This is a genomic window from Synechocystis sp. FACHB-383 (assembly GCF_014698605.1).
In the GTDB taxonomy this organism is placed as follows: domain Bacteria; phylum Cyanobacteriota; class Cyanobacteriia; order Cyanobacteriales; family Microcystaceae; genus Synechocystis; species Synechocystis salina.
Window position 1 is genome coordinate 1 of sequence record NZ_JACJTJ010000018.1, and the last position, 17,180, is coordinate 17,180.

Consider the following 17,180-nt stretch of genomic DNA (forward strand, 5'->3'; position numbering starts at 1 on the left):
CTGCTGAATTTCTTCTGGAGTCATAGATTTTTCCTGTTTTTCTTATTTTTACAGCAATTTTCTCTACTCACATCACCAAGCATTTATACTCAGGGCAAAAGTGGGATGCTCCCAATTTTTTGCTAGATTTGGCAGTCTCAAGCAATGCAAATTATTTAGTGGCGGGAGATAGTGATTTGCTAGCATTAAACCCATTTCAAACTGTAAAAATTGTCTCCTATCAACATTTTCAGACTGCTATTCTCGCCATGATAGATAATTAGTAATTATTGATCGGCGGGTTAATATTTAAATTAAGCATCATTCACAGCAGTAATTTTTACTGCCGTTTCTAGTTCTGACTGCACCGCCAAACCCGTTTCCAGAAAAGTTTTCACCGGTGCCACTTCTCCCCCCACCGGACTGCAATAGGCGGGAATGGCACTGGCCACCAAAGCAATATGGCGATCGCCAACGGCCAAACCATGGGTGGGGTCATAGCCCCGCCAACCGGCCCCCGGCAAATACACCTCGGCCCAAGCATGGAGTTCCCATTGATTAACTTCCGGGTCTCCCACTTCGTAACCACTGACAAACCGGGCGGCCAAACCCATGGCCCGACAGACTTCCATAAATAGGACTGTTAGATCCCGACAGGAACCCTCCCGACTGCGCCAAGTCACCCCCGCTTCCCAGGGTTCCCCCGTGGCCCGCACTGTATATGTACAATGTTCATATAGCTTTTGGGTCAAATTTTGCAAAAAAGTAATTGGTTGCCGCTGACAGTCATGGGCAATGTCCTGAGCTAGTTCCACCGCCACCGGATCGAGGCGACCCTCATAAGGCACCAGGTAACCCCGCAATTGTTGCGCCAGGGATTGGGGATAGTCAAACGGTAACTTTAACGCCCAGGGTTCCACCAAAAAGTTAAAGGGATTTTCCATCGTAGTCTGCACTACGGATTCCACGGCGATCGCCAGCTTTTCGGTGGGATCCGTGAACCAAATCTTCTCCTCAGCGTTGCCATCCAGGGTCGTAATTGCCGCTGATTCGGAGGGGAGGGGATCAATGGTTAGTTTGTAGGACAGTAAATTTTGCCAACCATTACTGCGGGGTCTGAGGCGTAAACGGTGGGGACGTAAATAAACGGGCTGATTAAAGCGATATTCAGTATGATGTTCGATGTGATAGGTTGCCATAAAATTGAAGAGTCTAGAGTCGATTATGGAAGGATATGCTGGAAAAATCTTAAGAATTATTAGATATTTTTGAATTTTTAAAGCTATAGTAGTAACTTTATTCCAAGAGCCAATTAAAAACTAAACCAAGGCTGATTTGCAGAGTAGAAGCAAAGGTTGGCACTGGTATAATTTGCTCCGTTTGGGCAAAAATATTCGTCTGTGCTCCTGGAGTATAGGTAAAAATAATCTGCTCGTCAGGATCAATTAACCAGCCCATTTGGGTACCATGATTGAGACAATGGAGAATATTTCTAATTACCCTAGTTTGACTTTGATCCGGAGAAAGAATTTCAATCGCCCAATTGGGAGCAAGGAGAAAAGAGTTAGCAATTTCACCGTTAGCTTCCCTGGGAATGTTAGACCAAGCAAAAATAGACAGATCCGGGACGATGGAACGACCACCAAAAGTACAACGTAATTCAGGAAATGCCCTAGCAATCTTTTGAACTTTCAAAGATGCATTAATGACTGAAACTAATTCGCCTTGAATGACACTATGTTTTCCTTGTGGCATGGGTTTCTGAATAACTTGTCCTTCCAGATATTCTTTTGCAGGCTTAGTTTCTGGTAAATTGAGAAAATCTTCTAAGCTGATTGAAGGGGGCGCAATTTGTAGCATAGTTATCCTGTCGTCATAGGTTAATGAGTTAAAGACTGATAAACTTCTAGGGTTTTGCGGGCAGTGTGTTCCCAGGAAAAATCCTTAGACCTAGTTAAGCTTTTTTGCCTTAATTGCCTCTGCCAATCCGGGTTGGCAACTATTTTTTCTAATGCTAACGCCAAAGCCTCGAGATCTTGGGGATCCACTAATACGCCATTGTCCCCCACCACCTCTGGTAAAGATCCAGCGTTAGCGGTAATTATCGGCAAACCAAAGTTCATAGCCTCCACCACGGGCAAACCAAAACCTTCGTAAAAAGAAGGATAAACAAAAGCGGTGGCTCTTTGATAAAACAGGGCTAACCATTGGTTAGAAATATAGGCCAAACGATGAATTTGATCTGTATAGGGAGAATTGGCGATCGCCGTTAGGATGGGTTCATACTTCCAGCCCAGTTGACCGATGAGCACTAACTGATGGGGAGCCTTGGTGGCTTGTTTGAATAAATTAAAGGCTTCGATCAGGCCAACCACATTTTTACGGGGCTCCAGAGTACTAACAAAAAGAAAATAGGGCACCGCAAAATTGTAGGGAATGGCGGCTGACAATGGATCGTTTGCCGAATCACTTTCTAGAGAGGTTGGCTCCGTTGATAATGGTGGACTTTGGTATCGGCTAGCCTGGGGGGTAACAAAAATTCTTTCCGGGGGAAATTGATAATAATGGCTAATTTCTTTTTTTGTACTTTCCGCAAAGGTTAAAATTCCCTGGACAAAGGGCAAACAACGTAAAATTCTTTGGTGATAGCGTTGGACAATGGGGGGAACAAATTCTGGAAATTTGAGGAAGGTTAAATCGTGAATTGTTAACAAGTTTATACTTTGTCGGCTAGGAAAAATGTAGTGATCGGTGCCATGGATAAGATCCGGTTTGCCTAGGCGTTTTTCTAACAAATTTATAATGGGATTGGCAAAACCAACCAGGCGATCGCTCAAGGTAACCGGCAAGGGTAAGCAAGTACAATTAGCAAATTCAGATAGATAGTTATTCTTTTGCCACTTTCCCCTTAACCAATCTTTAAACCCTGGTTGATAATAAATTTGCAGGGAAAATTGCCCTTGAAATTGTTGGCTATGCTGTAGTTGATTAAGAGCCCGCAGAAGGCTGAGATTATAAAAACCAATGCCACTCAATTGGCCCCTTATTGCTGTAGCATCCACACAAACTTTTAGCATCACCAATTAACTTTGCTCACTGTTGATAAATAATCTCTAGATGCCAAAATTTTAAGCGGGAACTTTTTCCAAGGGGAGGGTAAAGTAAATTTCTGCCCCTTTACTAACGGCGGTATTGAGGCCAATTTTGCCACCATGGGCTTCGACAATTAGTTTACAAACGTATAGCCCCAAACCTAGCCCTAGGGGGTTATTATCTCGATCGCCGCGTTGATAGCGTTCAAAAACTCGGTCAGCGATGGCCAGGTCCACACCTACCCCATTATCTGTGACTCGACAGGTTAGGGTTTGGTCTAGGGCCGTAACTGTGATGGTAATGTTCAAAGGTTGGGAGCGGGGTAAAGGATTGTATTTAAGGCTATTGGCCAACAAATTTTCCAACACCCGCCAGATGAAATTGGCATCCCCCATGAATAAGGGCAAATTTTCCCCCAGATTCAAACTAAGGGTTACTTCCTGCTCCCCTAGTCCCAACGACCACTCCTGGGCAAAATCCCTCACTAGGGTGCCCAGATCAAGGCGTCGTAATACCAAAGGAACCCCCTGCTGTTCCCAATGTTGGCTTTCCACCAGGGAATTGATCAAGGCTAATTGACGTTCACAACTGCGGGCCATCTGCTCCAGGGTTTGGCGGGGCAGGGAAAGTTCCGTTTGGTTTGGATCGGCCCGTTTAAGGTAATTGTTGAGCACCATGGACAGCCCCAACACAGGATTGCGGAGATCGTGGGACACCACCCGCAGGGAAACTTCCAGGGATTGTTCCGCCCGCTTTCGTTCTTGAATTTCTGCCCGCAGTTGATGTTTTTGTTGTAGCAGGAGCAGTTGATGCTCAATGCGGGCCAGCACTTCCTCCATTTGAAACGGCTTGGTGATGTAGTCCGCTCCCCCCAGGTTAAAAGCTTTGACTTTATCAAGTACGTTATCTAGGGCACTGACGAAAATAATGGGGATTTCCTGGGTATCGGGATTGGACTTTAACTGGGCACACATTTCATAGCCATTCATGGTGGGCATATTAACGTCTAGTAAAATCAAATCCGGCGGGGATTGCTCAATACTTTTGAGGGCAAAATTGGCATCCAATGCTTTGCGGATTCGGTAACCATGGGCAGACAAAAGATTAGCCAGTAGCCGTACATTGTCCGGGGTGTCATCGACAATAAAAAGGGTTTTACAGTCCTGGCCCATGGCGATCGCCTGCGGGAATTGATGGAGGGGAAAGAAAAGTTAAAGTTGAGACGAATTTTAAGCACCTGTTGTCACAGTTGGGAATATCAATTGGGTTACCCCACTAGGGTCATCTCTCCAAGACTGGATTCAACCGTCAGGAAAATCTGTTCAAAGCGGTATTCCCTAGCCCAGGTGGCCAATAGGTGAGCCAGGGATGGTGACAAAGTCGGCAGGGACTCAACCAGGGCAATCAGTTCATCGTCATTGCATTCTAGGGCCATTTTCGCCATCTGTTGTCGCCAGGATGGGGGGGTCTGGTCCAATTGTTCTGATAGGGACGGAGCAGTGATGACGGGAAAGGGTCGGAGAGGGGAAGCCGGTGGTTGAACCTGGGAAGGTAAAGATACGGCCAGGTGTTTGGCTAGGAGGGCGATCAATTCTTCGGGGCGGAAAGGCTTGCTTAAAAAATCGTCACAGCCAGAGGCCAGGATTTCCGTCCGTTCTTCTTCAAAGGCACTGGCGGTGAGGGCAATGACAACCGTATGTTGCCCTTGGGGGCTGGCTTTAATTTTTTCGGTCGCACTCCGACCATCCAACACCGGCATTTGCATATCCATTAAAATCACCTGGGGCTGCCAACTCTCCCACAGGGCGATCGCCATTTCTCCGTTTTCCGCCTCTTGGACAACGAAGCCTAGGCTGGTGAGCAATTGGCACAGCAATAGCCGACTTTCCGGGCGGTCATCCACCACGAGAATTTTTTGATTGTACTGGTCCAGAGAAGGGAGAATTGCCGCCGAGATTTCCGGAGTCGGATTGGGGGCCGCCATCACCTGCACTGGAATGGCAAAAAAGAAAGCACTGCCTTGATTGACCTTACTCCTGACTTGAATTTGTCCCCCCATCAACTGCACAAATTTTTGGCTGATGGGCAGCCCTAAACCGTTACCTTGGCAAGACTTCAGCCCCGTTTCTGTCTGGGCAAAGGGCACAAACAGTTGATCCATTTCATGGGAAGCAATACCCGCCCCCGTATCCGATACCAAAAAATGGAGCCAGATGGATGCTTCCTCACCCCCGTTGGTCTGGGGAGTAGGGGAAGTCAGACATTTAACCTTCAGGGTGACACCGCCCTGGGCCGTAAACTTAATGGCATTGGCCAACAAGTTAATCAACACCTGCCGCAACTTGCCCCCATCGGTTTTAATCCATTGGGGCACCTCTGGCGATCGTTCCACCTGGAGGAGTAATTGTTTTTCCTGGGCTCGCAGTTGAAAAAGGGCCTGTAGATTGTCCAATAAACGATGGCAATCAATGGTTTTTTCATTGAGGGTGGTGCGGCCTGCCTCAATTTTGGACATTTCCAGAATGTCGTTAATCAGCTCCAATAAGTGCTCGCCGCTCCGGTTGATGATATCCAGGGTGGGGCGGTGGGGGGCCAAACTGGGATCCCGATGTAACAGTTGGCTAAAACCAATGATGGCATTGAGGGGAGTACGCAATTCATGGCTAATGCTGGCCAAAAATTCCGTTTTAGCCCGATTGGCCGCATCCGCCGCTTCCTTTGCTTGGGTCAGGGTTGTTTCTGCTTGGTGCCGGGCCTGGGCGATCGCCAAAAATTGTCCCACCAGCTTGGCCAAGTTTAATTCCTCCGGGTTCCAGCCATAGTTGCCATGGAGATGAACCAGGCTAATGTAGCCCAACACTTGGGCATCCTTAACCATGGGCACCACCAGGATAGATTTCACCAGATCAAACTGCAGGGAGGCCTTATCCATTTCAGCCTCCGGCGGCATTTGCTCCACATCCTCCACTAAAACACCGTCACTGTCCTGCAAATTAGCCCAAATCCAGGGATAGGTAGCCACTGGGACTCCTTGAAAAGTGGGTAACCGGGGGGCAGTGCCCACAGCGCACCATTCTTCCGCCATATGTAAACAGTCCTTGGCCGGATCATGGTAAATCACATGGACCCGCTGACAACCAAACAACAGCCCCAGTTGCTCCATGGCAAAATGGACTGCCGTGGCCCAGTCCTTTTCCAGCAAAGTTCTCGCAATCGCCCTCAGACAATCTTCCCGTTCCAACTTTTGCTCCAAAACCTCCCCCCGGCGATCGCCTATCAGCCTAGGATTTGCACCATCCCACCAGTTGGGGACAGCCCCAAAGTGATACCCTTAAAGATGGCAAATTTGACCAAAACTAAACAGTAATCCTGTAGTCTAACTATAAACAAATTCCTAGACAATCAGCATGGTAGCCGTAAAAGAAGCAACTAACGTTGGCAAAATTACCCAGGTCATCGGGCCTGTAATTGACGCCCAGTTCCCCAGTGGTAAATTGCCCCGTATTTATAATGCCCTTAAAGTCCAAGGCAGAAACTCTGCTGGTAACGAAGTAGCTGTTACCTGTGAAGTGCAGCAGCTTCTCGGCGACAACCAAGTCCGCGCCGTAGCCATGAGCACCACCGATGGCCTCGTCCGGGGTATGGACGTCATAGACACTGGGGCCCCCATCAGCGTTCCCGTGGGAATCGGCACCCTCGGTCGTATTTTCAATGTTCTCGGTGAGCCCGTGGACAACAAAGGCCCAGTGCCCAGTGGAGAAACCTTCCCGATCCACCGCCCCGCCCCCAAACTGGTGGACTTAGAAACCAAGCCCCAGGTATTTGAAACCGGCATTAAAGTAATTGACCTGCTTACCCCCTACCGTCAGGGTGGCAAAATCGGTCTATTCGGTGGCGCCGGTGTGGGCAAAACCGTAATTATGATGGAATTGATCAACAACATCGCCATCCAACACGGAGGAGTATCCGTATTTGGTGGTGTGGGGGAACGGACCCGGGAAGGGAATGACCTCTACAACGAAATGATTGAGTCCAACGTCATCAACGCCGACAAACCGGAAGAGTCTAAAATCGCTCTGGTGTACGGTCAGATGAACGAACCCCCCGGGGCTCGGATGCGGGTTGGTTTAACTGCTTTGACCATGGCGGAATATTTCCGGGATGTGAACAAGCAAGACGTATTGCTCTTCATCGACAATATTTTCCGTTTCGTCCAAGCTGGTTCTGAAGTATCGGCTCTGTTGGGTCGGATGCCCTCTGCGGTAGGTTACCAACCCACTTTGGGTACGGACGTGGGAGATTTGCAAGAGCGCATTACCTCCACCAAGGAAGGTTCCATCACCTCTATCCAAGCAGTGTATGTACCGGCGGACGACTTAACTGACCCCGCTCCCGCCACCACCTTTGCCCACTTGGATGGTACCACTGTACTTTCTCGGGGCTTGGCGGCTAAAGGTATTTACCCCGCCGTGGATCCCTTGGATTCCACCAGCACCATGCTCCAGCCCTCCATCGTCGGACAAGAGCACTACAACACCGCTCGGGAAGTGCAATCTACCCTGCAACGCTACAAAGAATTGCAAGATATCATTGCCATTCTTGGTTTGGATGAATTGTCCGAGGAAGACCGTTTGACGGTGGACCGGGCTCGGAAAATTGAGCGTTTCCTTTCCCAACCCTTCTTTGTAGCAGAGGTGTTCACCGGCGCCCCCGGCAAGTACGTGTCCCTTGCCGACACCATCAAAGGCTTCAAAGCTATTCTGGCCGGCGAATTGGATGATTTACCGGAGCAGGCTTTCTACTTGGTGGGAGACATCGAGGAAGCTAAGGCTAAAGGAGCTAAGCTCAAAGAGGGCTAAGAGCTGATTTGTCTGGGGTCTAGGTTAGGAGAATTAGGGGGAATAGGAATGGTTTTCTAGGATGACCATTGGTTTATTCCCCCTGCTTTCCTGGCCGGTGATCGCCAGTTGTTTGCATAGAAACGCTATCAAAGGGAAATTCCTAAAAATGACGTTAACAGTACGGGTAATCACACCGGATAAGGTGGTTTGGGATGAGGAAGTACAGGAGCTGATTTTGCCCAGCACCACCGGCCAACTGGGTATCCTCAGTAATCACGCTCCCCTACTCACCGCTTTGGAAATTGGGGTCATGCGGGTGCGCCCTGGTAAGGACTGGAAAAATATTGCAGTCATGGGGGGCTTTGCCGAGGTAGAAAATAACGAAGTGAAAGTATTGGTCAATGGTGCCGAGTTGGGCACAGAAATCAATGCTGAATCGGCCCGCCAAGCCTACACCGAAGCCCAAGGTGCTTTGGAAGAAGCAAACCGGGGGGAAGATAAACCCAACCAACTGAAAGCTTCTAACAATTACAAAAAAGCTCGGGCTCGCCTACAAGCGGCCGGTGGCGCTGTCTAGTTGGGACGGTTGTCATTGGTCAGCACAATGGCCCAGCCCAGCTTGGCTAGTCAAAGTCTTCCCAGTGTTAAAGCACTGTTAGCATTGGGGAGGCTTTTGCCTTGGCACTAGTCACCGTTTTTGCTTCCGCCCCAGCCCCACGACAGATTTAACCGATAAACAATGGGGACTGTGGATACTAGATCGCCTTGTTTGCCCTATGAAAAATCCTTGGAAAACCCCCAAAACAGTGGCCCATAGCCCCAATGCCTGGCAACGGTTCGTCCTGGTGGCCACCCTGGTAATGGCGATCGTCGTTTTTAGTAATCTTTCCCTAGCCCCGGCCATAGCGAGGGACCTGGGAGCCCAGCCCAAAACCCATGACCAATTGACGTTCCCCCCCCTGCCGGAAATCAATCTGCCGGACTACGAACGTTACACTATGCCCAACGGTTTGGTGGTCTATCTAATGCCTGACCGGAGACTGCCCCTGGTATCGGGGTCAGTAGTAATGCGGGCAGGAGCCCGTTGGGAACCGGCGGATCAAGTGGGGTTAGCCCAGTTGACGGGCGCTACTATGCGCTTGGGGGGCACAGAGCAGTATTCCCCCGCCCAACTGAACAATTTATTGGAGCAAAAGGCCGCCGCCATTGAAACCAGCATTGGCACCGCCTCTGGTTCCGCTAGTTTTTCTTCCCTTGGTAAGGACTTTGACTTAGTGTTTGACCTCTTTGCCCAAGTGCTCCAAACCCCAGCCTTTGACGAAGCCCAGATTACTCTGGCTAAAAACCAACTGCGGGGAGCCATTGCCCGTCGTAACGATGACCCTGGAGATATTGCCAGCCGGGAATTTAGCAAAATGCTCTACGGCCCCACCAGTCCCTACGCCCGCACGGTGGAGTACCAAACCTTAGCTAACATCGACCGCCAGGATATTGTTGATTTTCATCAACGCTACGTCCGTCCAGACCAGATGATTTTGGGCATTGTGGGGGATTTTGACGGGGAAACTATTAAGCAAACCATTGCGGACAAGTTTGGTAATTGGCAAGGGTCGGGAACGGCTCCCCAGTTAACTCCCCCCAGTGCCAGTCAAGTTAATGACAGTGAAGTTTTTTTGGTTAATTTGCCCCACGTTACCCAGAGCAATGTGCTTTTAGGGCAAATTGGTGGCATGGTGGATAGCCCTGATTACGCCGCCCTGTCGGTGATGAATGGGGTCCTGGGGGGCTTTGCAGGCAGGTTATTTAACAATATCCGCTCTACCCAGGGCTTAGCCTATAGTGTTTCCGGTAGTTGGCAGGCCCGCTATGACTATCCCGGTTACTTCCTGGCTGGGGGCCCTACCCGCACAGAAACCACGGTGCAGTTTCTTCAATCCCTGTTACAAGAGTTTGAAAAGTTACGCATCACCGAAGTAAGCCCGGAGGAATTGGCCTATGCCAAGGACTCAATTTTGAATTCCTTTGTCTTTAACTTTGAAAGACCGGGGCAAACCCTTTCCCGGTTGATGACCTACGAGTATTACGGTTATCCAGAGGATTTTATTTTCACCTACCAACAGGCGGTGATGGACACCACGGTGGCAGACGTGCAACGGGTAGCGGCCAAGTATCTCCGCCCCGAACAAATGATTGCGGTTATTGTGGGCCAAGGCGATCGCCTGAAGGATGAATTAGAAGCCCTAGACCGGCGGGTGGAAATGTTGGAAATTGCTATTCCCGAAGCTAACAGTTAATCGGGCCATGGATGGGCAGGGGAAGCAGAAAACGGTTCCAATAGATGCTCTAGCCACAGGAGTGGTGGTTACGGGTCTGGCCCTCGACACTGCCCTGGGCGATCAATTACAAACCTGGGAGAAGTTGTTACAGGGACAAACGGCCATCAAGCCCAAGCAACCCTTCACTAACTTGCCACCGTTACCTTTGGCACTGCGAGGAGATTATCCCCGTTCCCTAGGGCAGTTGGTGCCGCCATTAGTCCAGGGCGCCCTTGACGATGCCCAACTTGATCCCGCGGAAGAACCCTGGGGCGTGGCGATCGGTTCTAGTCGAGCCGGCCAAGGCCATTGGGAAGATTGGGTTGGCAGTAATACTAAGCCCCCGGTGGCGCCTAACTTTGATCCGGTGGATTGGTGGCAGACCTTACCCGATCAGGCCGCCCGCCTCGCCGCCCAACTTCTACCGGAGGTAACGGTGATGCAATGTCCCATGGCCGCCTGTGCCACTGGATTGTGGGCGATCGCCCAGGGGATGGAGTTAATTAGAACAGGTCATTGCCAACGGGTTTTGGCCGGAGCAGTGGAAGCCCCCATTACACCGCTCACATTGGCCGGTTTTAGCAAAATGGCGACGCTAGCAACCGATGGTTGCTACCCCTTCGATCGCCAGCGCCAGGGTCTAGTGTTAGGGGAAGGGGGAGCATTATTGGTGTTGGAAAGCCGAGCCTTGGCTGAAAAGAGAAAGGCCAGAATTTACGGTGAAATTTTAGGTTGGGGTTTTAGTTGTGATGCTCTCCATCGCAGTACCCCCGCCTTTGATAATCGCAGTGCCCAAAAAGCAGTTAAACATTGCTTAACCCGCAGTGGCTTAATTCCAGTACAGATTAGTCTTATCCATCCCCACGGCACCGGCACCCTTTTTAATGATCAGCGGGAAGCGGCCTTAATTCAAACCATGTTCGCACCAAATACACCAATCACCTCCACCAAAGGGGCCACCGGCCATACCCTGGGGGCTTCCGGGGCGATCGCCGTAGCTTTAACTTTACTGAGCCTGCACCAGCAAAAATTACCTCCCTGTGTCGGCCTAAGGGAACCGGAATTTCCCCTCAATTTCACCTCCATTAACCCCTTGGCCCATGGGGGCTTAGCCTACGGCCTATGTCTCAGCTTTGGCTTTGGGGGACAAAACGGGGCGATCGCCGTGGGGGCATACTCTTATCAATAAAATGAACCGGACGTCAAGTCTCGTTGACAAAAATTAACATTATGTTTACTATAAAGAACATAAGGCTATGGAAACCCGACAGAATTCCTTTGCAAGAACTATTAAGGGCACGGGTTCTAGGGGTTTCGGTACCTTCCATTGACATTGAGTTCTCCTAGATATGCCCTCGGTTATACCGGGGTATTTTTTTGTCTAATTACGCCTGCTTTTTGTCCTGGCGACTAGTCCCGCCGAATGGATTGAATTACTTCCCCCTGGGTGTTCACTAAATCAATCATCAATGGCATTTGCCCCGCCGCGTGGGTGGAACAACTAAGACAGGGATCATAGCAACGAATACCTGCCTCTACCCGGTTTAAAAAGCCTTCCTGCACATCATGATTGCGAATGTAATACTTGGCAATTTGAGCCACGGTTTTATTCATGGCCAAGTTATTATTACCCGTGGCGATGATCAGATTAACTTTCTCAATCAGACCATTTTGATCCACTTTGTAATGGTGAAATAGGGTTCCCCTGGGTGCTTCACTTACCCCCACTGCTTCGGTACAGTTAATTTCCGCTCTGGCTCGACAGTTTTTGGACAAAATATCTGGATCATCCATCAACAATTCGATGGCTTCTAAACAGGCGAGGATTTCCACCAAACGGGCGTAGTGATAAAAGAAGGAAGACGTGGCTACGCCTCCAGCCCGTTGACGATATTCCTCTAATTCTCGGTCTGCTTCCGGGGTGCCAATATGATGACAAACATTAAGGCGGGCTAGGGGGCCAACCCGATAAATACCGTCCGGGTAACCTAGGGGCTTATAGTAAGGAAATTTTAAATAGGACCATTTTTCCACCGACTCACCAATGAAATCAGCGTAATTATCTTCACTGAGATTATCGGCCACAATATTGCCTTCACTGTCGGTAAACCGCAAATGGCCACCATAATGTTCCCATTCCCCATGGGTTCCCACTAGTCCCATAAATAAAGAGGGAAACCGACCAAATTCTGCCACCTCAGTTTGGAAACGGTCTAGGAGATTTTTAAACAAATTTAGAGCGACATAAATAGTTTCTTTTGCCTCTGGTAAACGGTCCACAATCCACTGCCTTCCTTCTTCGGACAAGGGCGATCGTACTCCCCCCGGCACAGACCAAGCGGAGTGGATTTTTTTGGCTCCTAAAAGTTCAATCACCGTCTGGCCAAATTGTCGTAAACGGATGCCGGCCCTAGCTAAATCGGGATCAGCGGCGATTAAGCCAAACACATTCCGGGTAGCGGGGTCACTGTCCCAACCAAGCAGAAAATCAGGACTGCTGAGATGGAAAAAACTAAGGGCATGGGATTGGGTAATTTGCCCCAAATTCATTAACCGTCGTAGTTTTTCGCCAGCCGGAGGGATCTGCACCGCCAGTAACTTGTCCCCGGTTTTAGCCGCACAAAGGAGATGGCTCACAGGGCAAATGCCACAAATGCGGGCGGTAATACCGGCCATTTCCCACATGGGGCGGCCTTCACAGAATTTCTCAAAGCCCCGATACTCCACCACATGGAAGCGGACATCATCGACGTTGCCTTGGTCATTGAGAAAAATAGAGATTTTAGCGTGGCCTTCAATGCGGGTAACGGGATCAATAACAATAGTTTTAGACATGATAGTAAGCCAATTAATGTAATTTTTTTTGATATGATAACTGAACAAAATTAAAAATTAACTGCTATTGGTGGCAACTAATTTTATTCTAGGAAAATTTTGTTGTGCGGAATTGAACAATTTTTTGTCACACGTATAAAAATCTATCTGCATTTTTTCTGCTAAAGCTAAATAATGGGCATCGTAGGCGGCGGGCAATTGAAATCTTTCGGCGATCGTCAAAGCATCTTGGTGCAACTGGTCATACTCATAGATCTTGATGTTCAGTTTAAAAACAAGATTAAGTTTTTCTTGAGCGGAATCAATTTGCTTAAATCTCTGGAGACGGTGTAGGACATTACTGGCTTCGTAATAAATTAATTTAGGGGCGATAATAGTGTTGTTTTTTGTTTGCCACTCCCTCCACAACAACTGAGCTTTGTTAAAACTATCTTCCTTGGTAAGCAAAAGAATTAAAAAACTGTTGTCGATACAGATATTTACCATTGAATTTAAACTAGTTTAATTATTAAACCTAATCAAGATTGCCAAGCTTCTAGCAGCTGTTGGTCTCTTTCTTCTCGCATTTGATGAATAATTTCTGTAATGGAAATCTCAATTTTTTTTCCCTGACGTACAGATAGATCTTTTTGCTTGCTTGCTTCAATCTCTTCTAAGACCTCTTCCCAATTATCTTTTTTTTCTTCTATTTGTTCTAGTTGACTCTTCAATAATTTTTGTTCCTCCGGGGAAAGACTCTGAATTATCTGAACCAAGGATTCTACCAATTGAATATTCACTGTTAAATCTCCTAAATAGCTATTTTACAAACCGTGGGGAAAACTTAATTTTAGCCAAACTTAATCATTGCCCGTCCCTCCATCAGGGGATGTTCTCCATTTAATAGCGGCTCCAATGTTGCTCGAATGCGGTGGGCGTCGGGGGGACAACCGGGCATAAAAATATCCACTGGAATTACTTGGTGTAAGGGGACAACCTTGTCTAATAAGGATGGGACAATGCCGGGTTCATCGGGTAGTTGGGGAGTGCCGTCCCCCAGTTCAATATAGGCTCGACGCAGAACCGGATCGCTGCCTTTGAGCATATTGCGCATACCGGGGACATTGGCCGTAACGGCACAGTCGCCAAAAGAAATTACTACTTTTGTTTTTTTCCTTAACTCCAGGGCCAATTCTAAATTTTCTTCGTTGGCGATCGCCCCCTCCACTAGGCAAACATCAACGTTGTCGGGATATTCTTTCAAGTCACAACCAACGGGGCTGAAAACTACATCCACTTTTTGGGCCAACTCGATTAACCATTCATCCATATCCAGAAAGGACATATGACAACCGGAACAACCGGCGAGCCAAACGGTAGCAAAACGAATTTTAGACATATCTTTAGGGTTTATCTAGGTTACTTTCAGAGTAAAAGTTATGGAAATTATCGAGTCCATTGTTGATCTTTACGGGCCGTAGCTAAAAATTCCACCTTATGGCGATCGCCAATTTTTTCAGCGGTGGTTTCCCCCTTATGGAAAATAGAACCAGTGGGGCAGGCATCGACACATTTGCCACAGGAAGTGCAAGCATCCACCGTTCCCCAGGGTTGGCTCAGACCAGAAACAATTTTGCATTCGGCCCCGCGATAGGCCACATCCCAGACATGGGCCCCTTCAATTTCATCGCAAACTCGCACACAACGGGTACAGAGAATGCAACGGTTATGGTCAATACCAAATAAAGGATGGGATAAATCCACTTCCCGCTTGGGAAATTGATATTTAAAACGGCTATGATCCATGCCCACCGTAATGGCCATATCTTGCAATTCACAATTGCCGTTAGCAACACAAATGGCACAGACATGGTTACCTTCGGAAAAGAGTAATTCCACCGTCATGCGTCGGTAATCTTGCAGCTTTTCTGTGTTGGTATGCACCACCATTTCTTCACTGACCGCCGTCACACAGGCAGGCATCAGTTTATTACTCCCCTCCACTTCCACCATACACAAACGACAGGCGGCGGCTTCAGAAAGGCCTTCTAAATGGCAGAGGGTGGGAATAGGAACTCCTGCTTCTTTGGCAGCCTGGAGCACCGTAGCCCCCTCCTCAATGGCGATCGCCTTGTTATCAATGGTTAAGGTAACAACAGACATTGGCAAAAAACTCCTCTGAAAATAAATTAACTAAACTGTTGAAGTAGCCAACGCATCACTTCGCTATGGTTAGAGAGCACCATTCACAAGGCCATGGTCTCCAGCATGATCCCTGCTAACAGGGGACATTTCTATTCTTAGATGATCTTGATAGTAATAAAATTTACCCTTTTCATAATCAGGGTTTTCAGCAGCTTGGATAAATTCTTCCCAAGAGGCCTTGATCCAAGTATCACTTTTGATGGGCACAGTTAAAACAGTCATGGCGTTTCAGGAGAATTAATTTGACATACAAACCATCAAACTAGACTTTCAGTAAGGCTTCATACTCATGTTTAAAATAGCGCAAGGTACTAATTACTGGGTTGGGAGCACTCATTCCTAACCCACAGAGGCTAGTTTCTTTCACCATGTAGCAAAGATTTTCCAATTTAGCTAAGTCTGTCTGGGTGGCTTCCCCTTCTAAAAAGCGGGTTAAAAGGTCATAAAGTTGCACTGTTCCGGCTCGACAGGGAATACACTTGCCGCAGGATTCCGATTTGCAAAAATCCATATAAAACTGGGCCACGTCCACCATATTGGTGGTTTCGTCCATAACAATCATGCCCCCCGACCCCATCATGGTCCCCAAGGCTAATAGGGTGTCATATTCGATGGGGGTATCCAATTTATCGGCGGGGATACAGCCTCCGGAAGGCCCCCCAGTTTGCACAGCTTTGACTTGGCCGCCATCGGGTACGCCGCCCCCCATTTCTTCCACCACTTGCCGCACTGTTGTGCCCATGGGAACTTCAATCAAACCAGCATTTTCCACTTTCCCCGTCAAAGCAAAGACCTTAGTGCCCTTACTTTTTTCAGTGCCAATGGCCCCGTACCAGTCGCCTCCTTCCCGAATAATGGGTACGACGTTAGCGTAGGTTTCGACGTTGTTAATTAGGGTGGGACTTGCCCATAAACCCGATTGGGCTGGATAGGGTGGTCGCGGTCGGGGCGTGCCTCGTTTCCCTTCCACTGAGGCAATGAGAGCTGTTTCTTCCCCACAGACAAAGGCGCCGGCCCCCACCCGGATTTCCACTTTGAAATCAATGGGAGAATCAAAAATTTGGGTACCCATTAAGCCGTAGCGTTTGGCCTGTTGGATAGCTTTTTGTAGTCTTTGGATGGCCAGGGGATATTCCGCCCGTACATAGATGTAGCCATGGTTGGCCCCCACTGCATAGGCGGCGATCGCCATTCCTTCCAGGATGCGATGGGGATCACTTTCCAAAACACTGCGGTCCATGAAAGCACCGGGATCACCTTCATCAGCATTGCAGATAACATATTTCTGCTGACCGGGCATTTTGGCCACTGTGGCCCATTTCAAGCCGGTGGGATAGCCGCCCCCACCCCGACCCCGCAGACCACTTTTTTGCACTTCCGTGATCACTTTCTCTGGAGTCATTTCATAGATGGCTTTATAAAGCTGTTCGTAGCCCCCCAGGGCAATGTATTCATCAATGGACTCGGGATCAATCTGGCCGGAATTTTCTAGGACAATATTCCGTTGCAGAGCGTAGAAGGGATGGTGCGGATCGCCACTGATTAAGCCGGTTTCCGGAATCGCATCTGGTTCTTGTAATTTTTTGACAATATCCCCCACCTGTTCTGGGGTGACAAATTCGTAGAGTTGGTTCCGGTCATCCACCGCTACTAGGGGGCCACGACCACAGAACTTCATACAGCCCACCCCACAGACTTCCACCTTGTTCCCTAAGCCCGCTTCGGCGATCGCCGTGGTGAGATTTTTTTTCACCGCCTCCCCTTCAGAAGAAAGGCAACCAGCGGCACTACAACAGCGAATGCGAATTTTTGCTTGTTTCTCCTGGCTTTTGGCGGCAATTTCCCTTAATTCTTTGATATCCATAAAACCTTAAATCCTCGGTTGGTGGTGGAGCAATGGAATTTAACTTGAAAAGTGGAGTGAAATCTGATT

Annotated in this window: 16 protein-coding genes; 4 read left to right on the plus strand and 12 right to left on the minus strand. The window is 48.6% G+C overall.

The features are described from left to right. Positions 1 to 293: 293 nt before the first annotated feature. The 5 genes from H6G45_RS03680 to H6G45_RS03700 all read right to left on the minus strand — a co-directional run bounded on the left by H6G45_RS03680 (position 294) and on the right by H6G45_RS03700 (position 6,325). Complete coding sequence (locus H6G45_RS03680) at positions 294 to 1,178, minus strand: transglutaminase family protein (RefSeq protein WP_190596727.1); 885 nt, start codon at positions 1,176 to 1,178, stop codon at positions 294 to 296. Between the two features lie 97 nt (positions 1,179 to 1,275). Beyond that, positions 1,276 to 1,839 carry a Uma2 family endonuclease gene (locus H6G45_RS03685; RefSeq protein WP_190596729.1) on the minus strand — a complete coding sequence of 188 codons (564 nt, stop codon included), beginning with the start codon at positions 1,837 to 1,839 and terminating at the stop codon, positions 1,276 to 1,278. 20 nt (positions 1,840 to 1,859) lie between these two features. After that, positions 1,860 to 3,056: a glycosyltransferase family 1 protein gene (locus tag H6G45_RS03690; RefSeq protein ID WP_199309562.1), complete on the minus strand. Its 1,197-nt coding sequence runs from the start codon at positions 3,054 to 3,056 to the stop codon at positions 1,860 to 1,862. A gap of 51 nt (positions 3,057 to 3,107) precedes the next feature. Continuing rightward, a complete protein-coding gene (locus tag H6G45_RS03695) occupies positions 3,108 to 4,244 on the minus strand; it encodes a hybrid sensor histidine kinase/response regulator (RefSeq protein WP_190596733.1) in 1,137 nt (378 codons plus the stop codon). A gap of 95 nt (positions 4,245 to 4,339) precedes the next feature. Continuing rightward, on the minus strand, positions 4,340 to 6,325 hold the full coding sequence (locus H6G45_RS03700) for a response regulator (protein ID WP_190596735.1): 1,986 nt from the start codon (positions 6,323 to 6,325) through the stop codon (positions 4,340 to 4,342). Between the two features lie 154 nt (positions 6,326 to 6,479). On the opposite strand from H6G45_RS03700, the gene atpD reads away from it, so the two are divergent. The 4 genes from atpD to H6G45_RS03720 all read left to right on the plus strand — a co-directional run bounded on the left by atpD (position 6,480) and on the right by H6G45_RS03720 (position 11,417). After that, positions 6,480 to 7,931 carry a F0F1 ATP synthase subunit beta gene (atpD, locus tag H6G45_RS03705; protein WP_190596737.1) on the plus strand — a complete coding sequence of 484 codons (1,452 nt, stop codon included), beginning with the start codon at positions 6,480 to 6,482 and terminating at the stop codon, positions 7,929 to 7,931. A 148-nt stretch (positions 7,932 to 8,079) separates the two neighbouring features. Further along, positions 8,080 to 8,490 (plus strand): ATP synthase F1 subunit epsilon, encoded by a 411-nt coding sequence (gene atpC, locus H6G45_RS03710; RefSeq protein ID WP_190596739.1) that lies wholly within the window; start codon positions 8,080 to 8,082, stop codon positions 8,488 to 8,490. Between the two features lie 199 nt (positions 8,491 to 8,689). Beyond that, a complete protein-coding gene (locus tag H6G45_RS03715; protein WP_199309563.1) occupies positions 8,690 to 10,207 on the plus strand; it encodes a pitrilysin family protein in 1,518 nt (505 codons plus the stop codon). Positions 10,208 to 10,268: 61 nt separating this feature from the next. Then, complete coding sequence (locus H6G45_RS03720; RefSeq protein WP_347338241.1) at positions 10,269 to 11,417, plus strand: beta-ketoacyl-ACP synthase; 1,149 nt, start codon at positions 10,269 to 10,271, stop codon at positions 11,415 to 11,417. Positions 11,418 to 11,638: 221 nt separating this feature from the next. On the opposite strand, the gene H6G45_RS03725 is transcribed toward H6G45_RS03720, so the two are convergent. The 7 genes from H6G45_RS03725 to H6G45_RS03755 form a co-directional block, all read right to left on the minus strand. Further along, entirely contained in the window at positions 11,639 to 13,063 is a 1,425-nt protein-coding gene (locus tag H6G45_RS03725) for a Ni/Fe hydrogenase subunit alpha (protein ID WP_190596741.1), read from the minus strand. A gap of 57 nt (positions 13,064 to 13,120) precedes the next feature. Next, the gene (locus tag H6G45_RS03730) at positions 13,121 to 13,549 is read right to left on the minus strand and encodes a type II toxin-antitoxin system VapC family toxin (RefSeq protein WP_190596743.1); all 429 of its coding nucleotides are present in this window, start codon (positions 13,547 to 13,549) and stop codon (positions 13,121 to 13,123) included. A gap of 32 nt (positions 13,550 to 13,581) precedes the next feature. Further along, a complete protein-coding gene (locus H6G45_RS03735) occupies positions 13,582 to 13,842 on the minus strand; it encodes a hypothetical protein (protein WP_190596745.1) in 261 nt (86 codons plus the stop codon). Positions 13,843 to 13,892: 50 nt separating this feature from the next. After that, on the minus strand, positions 13,893 to 14,441 hold the full coding sequence (locus tag H6G45_RS03740; RefSeq protein WP_190596747.1) for an oxidoreductase: 549 nt from the start codon (positions 14,439 to 14,441) through the stop codon (positions 13,893 to 13,895). Positions 14,442 to 14,488: 47 nt separating this feature from the next. Further along, positions 14,489 to 15,205 (minus strand): bidirectional hydrogenase complex protein HoxU, encoded by a 717-nt coding sequence (gene hoxU / locus H6G45_RS03745; protein WP_190596749.1) that lies wholly within the window; start codon positions 15,203 to 15,205, stop codon positions 14,489 to 14,491. A 69-nt stretch (positions 15,206 to 15,274) separates the two neighbouring features. After that, positions 15,275 to 15,469 carry a hypothetical protein gene (locus tag H6G45_RS03750; RefSeq protein WP_242018032.1) on the minus strand — a complete coding sequence of 65 codons (195 nt, stop codon included), beginning with the start codon at positions 15,467 to 15,469 and terminating at the stop codon, positions 15,275 to 15,277. Between the two features lie 40 nt (positions 15,470 to 15,509). After that, complete coding sequence (locus tag H6G45_RS03755; protein ID WP_190596751.1) at positions 15,510 to 17,111, minus strand: NuoF family protein; 1,602 nt, start codon at positions 17,109 to 17,111, stop codon at positions 15,510 to 15,512. Between the last annotated feature and the right edge of the window lie 69 nt (positions 17,112 to 17,180).